Source organism: Microbacterium sp. NPDC060117 (assembly GCF_042729315.1).
In the GTDB taxonomy this organism is placed as follows: Bacteria; Actinomycetota; Actinomycetes; order Actinomycetales; family Microbacteriaceae; genus Microbacterium.
Genome location: NZ_JBHWXR010000004.1, coordinates 45,206 through 57,801, shown reverse-complemented (window position 1 = coordinate 57,801; position 12,596 = coordinate 45,206). Strand labels below are relative to the sequence as shown.

Sequence of the window (12,596 nt, the reverse complement as noted above, 5' to 3'; positions counted from 1 at the left end):
CTACTTGCGCTTCTTGCCGGCGTTACGGCGACGCACGATGTACTTGTCGCTTTCCTTGTTGGCGTGACGGGTGCGTCCCTCAGCCTGGCCCCAGGGGGAGACGGGGTGACGTCCACCGGACGTCTTGCCCTCGCCACCACCGTGCGGGTGGTCCACCGGGTTCATGGCGACACCGCGGACGGTCGGGCGCACGCCCAGCCAGCGCTTGCGGCCGGCCTTGCCCCAGTTGATGTTCGACTGCTCGGCGTTGCCGACCTCGCCGATCGTCGCACGGCAGCGCGCGTCGACGTTGCGGATCTCGCCCGAGGGCAGACGCAGCTGGGCGTAGGGGCCGTCCTTCGCGACCAGACGCACGGAGGCGCCGGCCGAGCGGGCCATCTTCGCGCCGCCGCCGGGGCGGAGCTCGATGGCGTGGATGACCGTACCCGTCGGGATGTTCTTCAGCGGGAGGTTGTTGCCCGGCTTGATGTCAGCGCCGGCACCCGACTCGACGATGTCGCCCTGCTTCAGCTTGTTCGGCGCGATGATGTAGCGCTTCTCACCGTCGAAGTAGTGCAGCAGCGCGATGCGCGCGGTGCGGTTGGGGTCGTACTCGATGTGAGCGACCTTGGCGTCGATGCCGTCCTTGTCATTGCGACGGAAGTCGATGACGCGGTACTGGCGCTTGTGGCCACCACCGATGTGACGGGTCGTGATGCGGCCCTGGTTGTTGCGGCCACCGGTCTTGCTGAGCGGACGGAGCAGCGACTTCTCCGGCGTCGATCGGGTGATCTCGGCGAAGTCGGCCACCGACGAGCCGCGGCGACCCGGGGTCGTGGGCTTGTACTTGCGAATAGCCATGTTGTGTCCTTATCCCCCGGTCAGTTCACTGCCGTGAAGATGTCGATGGTGCCCGACTTCAGGGCGACGATGGCGCGCTTGGTGTCCTTGCGCTTGCCCGTGCCGAAGCGGGTGCGGCGAGCCTTGCCGACGCGGTTGATCGTGTTGACGCTGGCGACCTTGACGTCGAAGATCTTCTCGATGGCGAGCTTGATCTCGGTCTTGGAGGCGCGGGGGTCCACCAGGAAGGTGTACTTGCCTTCGTCGATCAGGCCGTAGCTCTTCTCGGAGACGACCGGCTTCAGGATGATGTCGCGCGGGTCCTTGTTGGCAGCCGCGGCGAGGATGTTGTCGCTCATGCGGAGACCTCCTCGGTTGCGCCGGACTTCAGCGCGACGAACGCGTCGAAGGCCGCCTTGGTGAAGACGATGTCGTCGGAGTTGACCACGTCGTAGGCGTTCAGCTGGTCGAAGTACAGCACGTGCACAGCGGCCAGGTTGCGGACGCTCAGGGCGGTCAGGTCGTCCTCGCGGTCGATGACCACGAGGAGGTTCTTGCCCGGGAGCGAGGTCAGGAAGGCGGCGGCCGTCTTGGTGGACGGCTTGCCCTCGATGCCGAAGGACTCGACGACGTGCAGGCGCTCACCGCGGAAGCGGTCGCTCAGCGCACCCACGAGGGCGGCGGCGATCATCTTCTTGGGGGTGCGCTGCGAGTAGTCGCGCGGCTTCGGGCCGTGGACGATGCCACCACCGGTCATGTGCGGCGCGCGGATGGAGCCCTGACGGGCGTTACCCGTGCCCTTCTGCTTGAAGGGCTTGCGACCGGCACCGGAGACCTCACCGCGACGCTTGGTCGAGTGGGTGCCCTGGCGTGCCGCGGCGAGCTGCGCGACGACGACCTGGTGGATCAGCGGAACGTTGGTCTTGGCGTCGAAGATCGCGGCGGGGGCGTCGACCGTACCGGTCTTCTTGCCGCCGGCGAACACGTCGAGCGTCAGAGTGGTGTCAGCCATGGGACTCAGGCACCCTTCACTGCGTTGCGGACGTAGACGATGCGGCCGCGCGCGCCGGGGACGGCGCCCTTGACGAGCAGCAGACCCTTCTCGGCGTCGACGGCGTGCACCGTGAGGTTGAGGACGGTCACGCGCTCGCCACCCATACGACCGGCCATGCGCATGCCCTTGAAGACACGGCTCGGGGTCGACGAAGCACCGATGGAACCGGGCTTGCGGTGGTTGCGGTGCGAACCGTGCGAGGCGGAGACGCCCTTGAAGTTGTGGCGCTTCATGACACCGGCGAAGCCCTTGCCCTTGCTGGTGCCGACGACGTCGACCAGCTGGCCCGCTTCGAAGGTGCCGTCGACCGTGAGCTCCTGGCCCAGGCTGTAGTCGCCGGCGTCCGCGGTGCGGATCTCGGTGACGTGACGACGCGGGGTGACCCCGGCTGCCTCGAAGTGCGCGGTGAGCGGCTTGTTGACCTTGCGCGGGTCGATCTGACCGGCCGCGATCTGCACGGCGTTGTAGCCGTCCTTCTCGGGGGTGCGGATCTGGGTGACCACGTTCGGGGCCAGCTCGATCACGGTGACCGGGATCAGCTTGCCGTTCTCATTCCACACCTGGGTCATGCCGAGCTTCGTGCCGAGCAGGCCCTTGGAAATCTTTGCGTTGATGTCGACCATCGTGATCCCCTTACAGCTTGATCTCGATGTTGACGTCAGCAGGAAGGTCGAGACGCATGAGCGAGTCAACGGCCTTCGGCGTCGGGTCGACGATGTCGATCAGACGCTTGTGGGTGCGCATCTCGAAGTGCTCGCGGCTGTCCTTGTACTTGTGGGGCGACCGGATGACGCACACGACGTTCTTCTCGGTCGGAAGCGGCACCGGGCCGACGACGGTCGCGCCCGCACGGGTCACGGTGTCGACGATCTTGCGGGCCGACGTGTCGATGACCTCGTGGTCATACGACTTCAGGCGAATGCGGATCTTCTGTCCCGCCATTGTCTGCTCTCTCTCATTAAGCGTCGTACCTGCCCGGACCGGGTGATCCGGGGGCATTGGACGCGCGACGGCGCGTTCTGCGCCTTCGCACTCCTCCTCCTGACCCGTTGCCGGATCCGTTCGAAGGGGCGCACCACTGTTCTGCTGTCAGCCCGGGGCCTCACGACCCGCGGAAGCCGACCCCCGCACATGGCAGGGCCTCGGTGAGGAGGTGTCGGTTGTCTGTTCTGCTGCCCGCGGCCCAGATCCCTGCGTGAAGCACGCCGTCTGTGCACTGCCCTGGCAGTGATCCAGCGCGCATCGGGACGCACGCCGGAATGTGGAACCTCCATAGTCTACGTGCAGCCCGGGCGTGTCGCAAACTCGGGCGTGTCGCGACGGCGTGTCCGGCGTGTCCCTCCGCGGCGATGTCGAGCGGCGGCTTCGGGCCCTGGCTTCCCGAGGTGGCTTCCCCGTTCGCTCGCCGGTCGCGAACAGCCCCCTCTCGCACCTCGCTGGCTCCGGATCACCCCTCCGCACTGTTCGCTGGTCCCGTATCGCACCCTCCCGCCGCTCCCTGGACCCGTATCGCCCCCGCCACACTGTTCGCTGGTCCCGTATCGCCCCTTCGCAGGCTCCCAAGGGGCGACACGCGACCAGATCGCACCCTCCCCCGCTCCCTGGTCCCGGATCGCCCGCTCCACACTGTTCGCTGGTCCCGTATCGCCCTTTCGCAGGCCCCCAAGGGGCGACACGCGACCAGCGAGCAGCAACTGACCACTCCCCACAGCTCACGATTCGAACCGGGTCCCCACGGATTGCGTGGTCACCGCCCCGCCAGGCGCCGGACGCGAGCATCTTGGATCGCATGCAGCCACGACGTCCCGTCCCCGTGCACCTCGGCACCTCGTTCACCTTCGCCCAGGGCCGAGCGGCAGGGCTCTCTGCGAAGCAGTTGCGCCGTCCCGATCTGACCAGCCCGTTCCGAGGAGTGCGCACATCCGTGGATCCGCCCGACGACGACCCGGCACCGGATCCGTTCGCGGATCCCGTGGCCACGACCGTGCGAGAACTCGCCATCGCGTACGCGCTGGCTCTGCCACCTGGCGCTCACCTCAGCCACTCCACGGCGGCGGCGCTGCACGGCATCCCGCTTCCCGCGCGGGCGTTCCCGATGGCAGGAAGTCCACTCCGTCCGGTCTCCGAGCGCGTCCAGGTCGAAGCGGCCATTCCTGCACCCGGCAGAGCACCGCGCGGACCGCGGATCCGCGGGCATCAGTGTGTCGCTGCGCTCGAGCCGGTGATGTTCGTCGGCGGCTTGCCTGTCGCTACGCCGGCCGCGACCTGGGCGTCGCTTGCCGGCCGCCTCGGCATCGATGAGCTCGTGGCGGTCGGAGACGCGATCGTTCGGATCCCGCGCATCCCGGGGCCGTTCGGTCGTGTGCTGCGTGCACCGCTTGCGACGTTCGACGATCTCGATGCGGTGATCCGAGCGGGCCGGCGTATCGGGATCACGAAGCTCCGGGAGGCGCGCACCCTGATCCGCATCGGATCCGCGTCACCCAAGGAGACGGATCTGCGCCTTGCCCTCATTGCCGGCCGGGGTCTGCCCACGCCGACGCTCGATTTCGATGTGTACTCTCGCGGCGCATTCCTCGGCTGCAGTGAGATCGCCTATCCCGACTTCCAGGTCGCCGTCGAGTACGAGGGCGACTATCACCGCACCGACCGCCGGCGCTGGACGAAGGACATCGACAAGTACCAGGCCTACGCCCAGGCGGGTTGGCGTGTCGTGCAGATCACGGCGGAGCACCTCCGCCAGACGGGCGAGCCCGCCCGCCGCGTCCGCGCCGCGCTGCGGCAGGCCGGATGGCGCGGGGGGCGATGAGCGGGCGGGCAGTCCGTGTCTTTCGTCCGCGGCCTCAGGAGCCGAACGAGACCGTCGGCTACCAGGTCCCGGTCGTCACATTGGGTGTCACGGTCACGAACTGCGTCCCCGACAGGGTCCGCGTGGCGCCGATCGAGATCGGAAGATCACCGTTGCCGATCGAGCTCGACGAGTTGAGCCTGAAACTCAGGGTGCTGGTCGCTCCCGCAGCGACGCTTCCCGCATATGTGAAGACATAGGTGATGTTGTCGCCCGACGAAGTGGCGCTGGTGAAGCTCCACCCGGAGCCGGAGAACACGGTGGCTGCTGTCGTTCCGCTGCCGATGAGCACGTGCTTGTTCTGCTTCTGCTGGACGGTGAAGGCCAGCGTCGCGTTGGTGACAGCCGCGACTCCGGTGGGCGGGGTGAAGGTTGCGCTTCCGCTGAGGTAGGCGCCCGTGCGACCCGTCGCATTGAGCGTCGCGCTCATTCCGGTGAAGGGCGGGATCGCAGCGCCGAAGTCGATGCCTTTGTTGATCGAGCACGCGGCCTTGGTCCACGCCGCGCTCCCGGTGTAGCCACCGGTGAAGGTGCCGCCGAACGAGACCGACGTGCCCGTCGCACCGCTGATCTGCAGCTGAACGCTGCCGTTGGGAAGGTCGGTGCGCGTGATGGTCGTGCCGGAGGTGGTCTGCGCCGGAACGATGATGCTCGGCCCACCGGCTTTCGGCACCAGAGTGATCACGAGCGACCATCCGGCCAACGACTGGGGCCCCGCCGCCGACTGCACACCATAGGTCGCGGTGTAGGAGGATCCGTTCGGCACGAATCCGAGCCCGCCGACCGTGTAATCGGTGCAGGCGCTCGCGGCATACGCCGGCACCGCCACGGCCGCGGCCACCACCGGAACGCTCCAGGCGGCGCCCTTCAGCACCGTGCGGCGGTGAAGCCCCGTCGCGTTCTTCCCCAGAGTCTCGCCCATGATGTCTCCCAGATGGCTTGCGCCTACATCGATCTCGACCGCACCCGGTCCCATCCGGATGCGATAACCAGCGCCCCAGCGCGTCGTGTCCCGAGTTCATGACAGCGCATCGGATCGACGCGACTTCGCGACTTGCCTTCGAGATGACGCAATCAGCCGGATACGCGTCGCGCTCGGCACGGCCCGTCGCCCGCGGGTGGCGGATAGCTGCGCTGCGCCGGAATCGCCCGCCGGATCCGACCGCGCAGCGGGCCGGCCGCTCAGCTTGCGAGCCTGACTCCCAAGCGCACCGCCGACGGCGAGGGCAGCCCTTCGCGCAGCATGGCCCGCGCCAGCGGGGATCCGCCGGAGAACCCGACCCGATGCGCGATCTCATCGATGCTGGACAGGCCGGTGGGATCCTCGCTGAGCAGTCGCACCGCCGCATCCAGCCGTGCGTGCCGCACTTCCCGCGCGATCGTCGTGCCGTGCGCGTGGAACTGGCGCTCCAGCTGACGCACGGACAGGTTCACGGCCTCGGCGATCCGTCGCGAGCCGAGCCGCGGATCCGCGTGCATGCGCATGATCACCGCGAGCGCGCGCCGCATCGGACTGGGCGCCTCCTGCACCGCCTCGACGGTCAGCAGCCGTGCCACCATGTCCCGCACGAGCAGCTCGATGTGCGGATGCGGTACGCCCATCACCTCGCGATCGACCGCGGTCACGACCTCCCCCGCGAACGCGATCACGCCGCTGAGCAGCGTCTCGCCGCCGACCGCGGGACGGGCTCCGGACGGCACGTCCTCCCCCGGCGGCACCGGCACCGTGATCGAGATCAGCTCGCTCGGCCGCAGCACCGCCGCCATCACGGTGCAGTCCGCCATCAGCAGCGCACCGTTCTGCGTCACCTCGAACGGCGTCGATCCGCCGCGCACCGCCACGCGCCCGCGCCGCACACCGTGCACGGCCAGCATGCCCGGGCCCGCGCTCAGCGACAGCACGCCGCCGGTCGCCCTGGTCAGCCGGATCCGCACGTCGCCGAACTCGCGCTCCAGCCTCTGCACGGCACCGGCCGGCGACACCGCGGCACCCGACGACACGGGGCCGGCCACTGGCGATGCCGCGGTGCCAGCCGCCGCCCCGGACCCACTCGCCGGCGACACCGCGGACACGCGTGCGGACGAGGTCGCAGACGAGGGCTCCCTCGTCACGGTGGCCGAGCGAGCCGGCGACGAGGACAGCGCGGTCGCCGTAAGAGCCTCGCCGGTCATCGCCGGGCCTGCGCGATCAGCTCGTCGAACTGCGCGGATCCGGGATCCGCGGCGACGTATCCTCCGGTCCGGCCGACGTACCCGCCGCCGTAGTACCCGTACCCGGCCCGGTCCATCCCTCGCAGGGGGATCTGGTTGATCACGACGCCGAGCCTTGTCGCACCGGCCTTGTCGAGGTTCGACAGCGCCTTGCCGAGCTGGTCGATGTGCGTGGTGCCGGCCCTCACCACGACGATCGCGCCGTCGCCCTGCGTGGCCAGGATCGCACCGTCCGTCACGGGCAGCAGAGGCGGCGCATCCACCAGCACGATCGCATGCTCGGACAGGGTGCGCAGCAGATCGTGCATCACGTTCGTGCCGACCAGTTCGCTCGGGTTCGGCGGCACTCTGCCCGCCGCCAGCAGGAAGAGGTTGCGATGCAGCGCCGAGCGCTGCAGCACATCCCCGATGGCCGCGTTGCCGACCAGCACATCGGTGAGCCCCGCTGCACCGGGCAGTCCGAACGTGCCCGCAACGGTGGGCCGCCGCAGATCCCCGTCGACGAGCACGACGTGCTTTCCGGACTCCGCGATCGCCAGTGCGAGGTTCGCGACCACCGTCGACTTGCCGTCGCCGGGGACCGGGCTCGTCAGCACGATCACCTTCGGCGGATTGTCCACGTGCAGGAACTGGATGTTGGTGCGCAGCTCGCGCAACGCCTCGGCGAGCGGCAGATGCTCGTTGTCGGCGCGCGCGCTCGACGTGGCGATCAGGCGCTGCTCGCTGCCTGTCAGCTTCGGGTCGGCGGGAAGGGTGCCGATCACCGAGACCCCGAACGTCGATTCGACGGCCGAAGCGGAGCGGATCCGCTTGTCCGCCGTGTTGCGCACGAGCGCCCAGGCGATGCCGAGTGCGAGGCCGATGAGCGCGCCCAGCAGCAGGTTCAGCCTCGTGTTCGGCGACGACGGCGAACCCGGCAGCACCGCGGTGTCGCCCGGCACGAGGGCGACCACGGCCGCGTTCCCCGTGCTGCCGTCTCCCACGCCCGAGGTGCCCGAGCCGGAGTCGCCCGTCGCGGCGGCCCCGGCCTGCGCGAGCACCTGCCCGCTCTCCAGCCTCTGCACCTCGACCGCCAGCGCGCGGATCCACGCATTGGCGAGATCCTGCGCCTGCTGCGGCGTGGGCGCCTGGGCGGTGATGCGCAGCGTCACCGTGTCGAGCGGCACCGAGGCGGAGATCCGGTTCACCAGCGCCTGCGCCGAGGTCGTGAGACCGAGCTGGTCGATGACCGCCTGCGCCACCGACCGGTTCTTCGCGATCTCGATGTACGACTTCGCACGCGACTTCGCGTAGGTGTCGGCGAGCGACGCGATGCCCGTCGAGCCGCTGCTCTGCGACACCACGAATCCGCTCGCATCCGCGGTGTACACCTTCGGCACCAGCAGGCTCACGCCGAAAGCGATGGCCACGCCCAGCGCGGTGCTCAGAAGGATGGCGACCCAGTGTCGACGGACCACACGCCAGTAATCTTCGATGTTCACAACGATCCGCTCCCCAGCAGCGTTCTGTACTTGCTCGTCCTCCCACAGGACACCCGCAGTATATCGAGCGCGGCGTCGCTGTCACCCCTCGGTTCCCGCGCCGCTCCGCCGCGCCTGCCGGGTGCGGCCCGCGCTTGCTGGCTCGCCGTTCGCGGCATCGGATCCGACCGCGTCGATCACCGGGACGGATCCGGCACGCACGACGGAGGGCGGGGCGCTGCAGCGCCCCGCCCTCCGGAAGTACTCAGATCGAGATCACTCGTTGCCGACCTGCTTGTCGAGGTTGTCGCGCACGCCATCGATCTGCTCGGCAGCACCCGGCGCGACCTTCTTGGCGAGGTCTGCGGCGCCGCCCAGGACGGTGTCGCTGATGCCCTCGGCCTGCTCGCTGTGCAGCAGCTCCTCGACCTTGTCCTTGTTCTCCTCGAAGAACTCCTTGCCCTTGTTCACCGCGTCGTTGATGGCGTCACCGAGACCCATGGGGTTCCCTCCCTAGATCGGGCCGTCTTTCGGCCCGCACGTCGCCATTCTGCCGGTCGGCGCGGCCGAAAGGAACCCTTTCACGCGCGAAGTGTCGGGAGATGAAGAAGCACCCGCGCCGGCGACGGACCCGCCATCGGCGTGCGGCGCGGGAACGACAAAGGGGCCGAGCCCGAAGGCTCGACCCCTTTGCGGAAAGCAGATGCTTACTTGACGATCTTCGTGACCGTGCCGGCGCCGACGGTGCGGCCACCCTCACGGATCGCGAAGCCGAGGCCCTCCTCCATGGCGATCGGCTGGATCAGCTCGACCGACATGTCGGTGGTGTCGCCGGGCATGACCATCTCGGTGCCCTCGGGCAGCGAGATGACGCCGGTGACGTCGGTGGTACGGAAGTAGAACTGCGGGCGGTAGTTCGTGTAGAAGGGGTTGTGGCGGCCACCCTCGTCCTTGGACAGGATGTACGCGGTGCCCTCGAAGTTGGTGTGCGGGGTGATGGAACCCGGCTTCACCACGACCTGGCCGCGCTCGACGTCCTCGCGCTTGGTGCCACGGAGCAGAAGACCGCAGTTCTCGCCGGCCCATGCCTCGTCGAGCTGCTTGTGGAACATCTCGATACCCGTGACCGTGGTCTTCTGCGTCGGGCGGATGCCGACGATCTCGACCTCGGAGTTGATCGCGAGGGTGCCACGCTCGGCGCGGCCCGTGACGACGGTGCCACGACCGGTGATCGTGAAGACGTCCTCGATCGGCATCAGGAACGGCTTGTCCTTGTCGCGCACCGGGTCGGGGATCGAGTTGTCGACGGCCTCCATGAGGTCGAGGATGGACTGGGTCCACTTCTCGTCACCCTCGAGCGCCTTCAGGCCCGAGACGCGCACGACGGGCGCGTCCTCGGCGAAGCCCTGGCTGGCGAGCAGCTCGGAGACCTCGAGCTCGACGAGCTCCAGGATCTCCTCGTCGTCGACCATGTCGGCCTTGTTCAGCGCGACGAGCAGGTACGGCACGCCGACCTGCTTGGCGAGCAGAACGTGCTCACGGGTCTGAGCCATCGGGCCGTCGGTGGCGGCGACCACGAGGATCGCGCCGTCCATCTGAGCCGCACCGGTGATCATGTTCTTGATGTAGTCGGCGTGACCGGGGGCGTCGACGTGAGCGTAGTGACGCTTCGGGGTCTCGTACTCGACGTGCGAGATGTTGATCGTGATACCGCGCTGACGCTCCTCAGGCGCGGAGTCGATCGACGCGAAGTCGCGCTGAACGTTGGTGGCCGACGGGAACTTGTCGGCGAGCACCTTCGAGATCGCAGCGGTGAGCGTGGTCTTGCCGTGGTCGACGTGACCGATCGTTCCGATGTTCACGTGCGGCTTGGTCCGCTCGAACTTGGCCTTAGCCACTGGGTCCTCCTCAGGACGTCATGTAGGGGCACCGGGCACTGGATTGTGACCGCTTTCCTACGGGTTTGATTCTCAGTTTAGTAGAGAGACGATGTGAAGTTGTCTGAGTGCCGGTGAGGCCCGGATCCGATCCGAGCCTCACCGGCTCCTAGGGCTTACTCGCCCTTGGTCTTCTGGATGATCTCGTCGGCGACGGCGCGCGGGACCTCGGCGTAGCTGTCGAACTCCATGGAGTAGACGGCACGGCCGGAGGTCTTCGAACGCAGGTCGCCGATGTAGCCGAACATCTCGGACAGCGGGACCGACGCGCGCACGACCTTGACGCCCTGGGCGTCCTCCATCGACTGGATCTGGCCACGACGCGAGTTCAGGTCGCCGATGACGTCGCCCATGTACTCCTCGGGCGTACGCACCTCGACGGCCATGAGCGGCTCGAGCAGCACCGGGTTCGCGCGCTTGATGGCCTCCTTGAAGCCCATCGAGCCCGCGATCTTGAACGCCATCTCCGAGGAGTCGACGTCGTGCGAGGCGCCGTCGAGCAGGATCGCCTTGACGCCCACCATCGGGTAGCCCGCCAGAGCACCGGCCGCCATCGCGTCCTGGAAGCCCTGGTTGGTCGGCTCGATGTACTCGCGCGGGATGCGACCACCGGTCACGCTGTTGACGAACTCGTACGACTTCTCGGCGTCGAGATCGAGCGGCTCGAGCGTGAACTGGATCTTGGCGAACTGACCCGATCCACCGGTCTGCTTCTTGTGCGTGTAGTCGTGCTTCTCGACGGCCTTGCGGATCGTCTCGCGGTACGCCACCTGGGGCTTGCCGACGTTGGCCTCGACGTTGAACTCGCGCTTCATGCGGTCCACGAGGATGTCCAGGTGCAGCTCGCCCATGCCCTTGATGGTCGTCTGACCGGTCTCCGGGTTGAGCTCCGTGCGGAACGTCGGGTCCTCTTCGGCGAGCTTCTGGATGGCGACACCCAGCTTCTCCTGGTCGGCCTTGGTCTTCGGCTCGATCGCGACCTCGATGACGGGCTCGGGGAACGTCATCGACTCGAGGACCACCGGCGAGGCCGGGTCGGTGAGGGTGTCACCCGTGGTGGTGTCCTTCAGACCGATGACGGCGTAGATGTTGCCCGCGGTGACCGCCGGAACCGGGATCTCCTTGTTGGCGTGCATCTGGAAGATCTTCCCGATGCGCTCCTTCTTGCCCTTGGTCGAGTTGATGACCTGGGCACCGGAGTCGAGCTCGCCCGAGTAGACGCGCACGTAGGTGAGGCGACCGAAGAACGGGTGCACGGCGACCTTGAACGCGAGGGCCGCGAACGGGTCCTTCGCGTCGGGGTGACGCTCGATGATCGTGTCGTAGTCCTTGGGGTCGTGCGCCTCGATCGAGCCCACGTCGAGCGGGTTCGGCAGGTAGTCGATGACGGCGTCGAGCATCGGCTGCACGCCGCGGTTCTTGAACGCCGAGCCGCACAGCACGGGGTAGATCTCGGAGGCGACCGTCATCTTGCGGATCGCACCCTTGATCTCGGCGACAGTGAGCTCCTCGCCACCGAAGAACTTCTCGAGCAGCACGTCGTCGCTCTCGGCGACGGTCTCGAGCAGCGCCTGGCGGTACTCCTCGGCCTTGTCCTTGAGGTCGGCCGGGATCTCCTGGACCTCGTAGGACGCGCCCATGGTGACGTCGCCCTTGGAGTCGCCGGCCCAGACGAGCGCGCGCATCTCGATGAGGTCGACGACGCCGACGAAGCTGCTCTCGGAGCCGATCGGCAGCTGCATGACGAGCGGCTTGGCGCCGAGGCGGTTCACGATGGTGTCGACGGTGTAGTAGAAGTCCGCGCCCAGCTTGTCCATCTTGTTGACGAAGCAGATGCGGGGGACGTTGTACTTGTCGGCCTGACGCCACACGGTCTCGGACTGGGGCTCGACGCCCTCCTTGCCGTCGAACACGGCGACCGCGCCGTCGAGGACGCGGAGCGAGCGCTCCACCTCGACCGTGAAGTCCACGTGACCGGGGGTGTCGATGATGTTGATCTGGTTCTTGTTCCAGTAGCAGGTCACGGCGGCGGACGTGATCGTGATGCCGCGCTCCTTCTCCTGCTCCATCCAGTCGGTCGTCGAGGCGCCGTCGTGGGTCTCGCCGATCTTGTGGTTCACACCCGTGTAGAACAGGATGCGCTCGGTCGTCGTGGTCTTACCGGCATCGATGTGCGCCATGATGCCGATGTTGCGGACCTTGCTCAGGTCGGTGAGCACTTCTTGTGCCACGGGGTGTGTCCTTATCTTCTTGCTGTCGTCACGCGA

Annotated in this window: 12 protein-coding genes; 1 reads left to right on the top strand and 11 read right to left on the bottom strand. The window is 67.8% G+C overall.

What is annotated here, in order from left to right:
- From rplB to rpsJ, 5 genes are read right to left on the bottom strand one after another with little or no spacing between them, the layout of a single operon-like run.
- Complete coding sequence (gene rplB, locus ACFWCK_RS16080) at positions 1-840, bottom strand: 50S ribosomal protein L2 (RefSeq protein ID WP_233312365.1); 840 nt, start codon at positions 838-840, stop codon at positions 1-3.
- 20 nt (positions 841-860) lie between these two features.
- The gene (gene rplW, locus ACFWCK_RS16075; RefSeq protein WP_045249924.1) at positions 861-1,178 is read right to left on the bottom strand and encodes a 50S ribosomal protein L23; all 318 of its coding nucleotides are present in this window, start codon (positions 1,176-1,178) and stop codon (positions 861-863) included.
- Positions 1,175-1,831: a 50S ribosomal protein L4 gene (gene rplD / locus ACFWCK_RS16070; protein WP_233312366.1), complete on the bottom strand. Its 657-nt coding sequence runs from the start codon at positions 1,829-1,831 to the stop codon at positions 1,175-1,177. The genes rplW and rplD overlap by 4 nt, the downstream gene beginning before the upstream one ends.
- Positions 1,832-1,836: 5 nt before the next feature.
- Positions 1,837-2,496: a 50S ribosomal protein L3 gene (rplC, locus tag ACFWCK_RS16065; protein ID WP_233312367.1), complete on the bottom strand. Its 660-nt coding sequence runs from the start codon at positions 2,494-2,496 to the stop codon at positions 1,837-1,839.
- 10 nt (positions 2,497-2,506) lie between these two features.
- Positions 2,507-2,815 carry a 30S ribosomal protein S10 gene (gene rpsJ / locus ACFWCK_RS16060; protein WP_017201594.1) on the bottom strand — a complete coding sequence of 103 codons (309 nt, stop codon included), beginning with the start codon at positions 2,813-2,815 and terminating at the stop codon, positions 2,507-2,509.
- An 847-nt stretch (positions 2,816-3,662) separates the two neighbouring features.
- Here rpsJ and ACFWCK_RS16055 point away from each other — a divergent pair.
- Positions 3,663-4,682 carry a hypothetical protein gene (locus tag ACFWCK_RS16055; protein ID WP_378806808.1) on the top strand — a complete coding sequence of 340 codons (1,020 nt, stop codon included), beginning with the start codon at positions 3,663-3,665 and terminating at the stop codon, positions 4,680-4,682.
- 58 nt (positions 4,683-4,740) lie between these two features.
- On the opposite strand, the gene ACFWCK_RS16050 is transcribed toward ACFWCK_RS16055, so the two are convergent.
- From ACFWCK_RS16050 to fusA, 6 genes are all read right to left on the bottom strand, one after another.
- A complete protein-coding gene (locus tag ACFWCK_RS16050) occupies positions 4,741-5,643 on the bottom strand; it encodes a hypothetical protein (RefSeq protein WP_378806807.1) in 903 nt (300 codons plus the stop codon).
- Between the two features lie 260 nt (positions 5,644-5,903).
- Positions 5,904-6,734 carry a helix-turn-helix domain-containing protein gene (locus ACFWCK_RS16045; RefSeq protein WP_378806805.1) on the bottom strand — a complete coding sequence of 277 codons (831 nt, stop codon included), beginning with the start codon at positions 6,732-6,734 and terminating at the stop codon, positions 5,904-5,906.
- 155 nt (positions 6,735-6,889) lie between these two features.
- A complete protein-coding gene (locus tag ACFWCK_RS16040) occupies positions 6,890-8,413 on the bottom strand; it encodes a polysaccharide biosynthesis tyrosine autokinase (protein ID WP_378806804.1) in 1,524 nt (507 codons plus the stop codon).
- Between the two features lie 255 nt (positions 8,414-8,668).
- Positions 8,669-8,893, bottom strand: coding sequence for a hypothetical protein (locus ACFWCK_RS16035; RefSeq protein WP_045249928.1), 225 nt, complete (start codon positions 8,891-8,893; stop codon positions 8,669-8,671).
- A gap of 206 nt (positions 8,894-9,099) precedes the next feature.
- A complete protein-coding gene (gene tuf, locus ACFWCK_RS16030; protein WP_105686027.1) occupies positions 9,100-10,290 on the bottom strand; it encodes an elongation factor Tu in 1,191 nt (396 codons plus the stop codon).
- Positions 10,291-10,445: 155 nt separating this feature from the next.
- Positions 10,446-12,560, bottom strand: a complete 2,115-nt coding sequence (fusA, locus tag ACFWCK_RS16025; protein ID WP_378806803.1) for an elongation factor G — start codon at positions 12,558-12,560, stop codon at positions 10,446-10,448.
- Positions 12,561-12,596: the final 36 nt, after the last annotated feature.

Excerpts from the sequence above, each read along its gene's own strand:
- rplC (WP_233312367.1), bottom strand. The coding sequence starts at position 2,496 with ATGGTCGACATCAACGCAAAGATTTCCAAGGGCCTGCTCGGCACGAAG.
- rplD (WP_233312366.1), bottom strand. The coding sequence starts at position 1,831 with ATGGCTGACACCACTCTGACGCTCGACGTGTTCGCCGGCGGCAAGAAG.
- rplW (WP_045249924.1), bottom strand. The coding sequence starts at position 1,178 with ATGAGCGACAACATCCTCGCCGCGGCTGCCAACAAGGACCCGCGCGAC.
- ACFWCK_RS16055 (WP_378806808.1), top strand. The coding sequence starts at position 3,663 with ATGCAGCCACGACGTCCCGTCCCCGTGCACCTCGGCACCTCGTTCACC.
- ACFWCK_RS16035 (WP_045249928.1), bottom strand. The coding sequence starts at position 8,893 with ATGGGTCTCGGTGACGCCATCAACGACGCGGTGAACAAGGGCAAGGAG.
- rpsJ (WP_017201594.1), bottom strand. The coding sequence starts at position 2,815 with ATGGCGGGACAGAAGATCCGCATTCGCCTGAAGTCGTATGACCACGAG.
- ACFWCK_RS16050 (WP_378806807.1), bottom strand. The coding sequence starts at position 5,643 with ATGGGCGAGACTCTGGGGAAGAACGCGACGGGGCTTCACCGCCGCACG.
- rplB (WP_233312365.1), bottom strand. The coding sequence starts at position 840 with ATGGCTATTCGCAAGTACAAGCCCACGACCCCGGGTCGCCGCGGCTCG.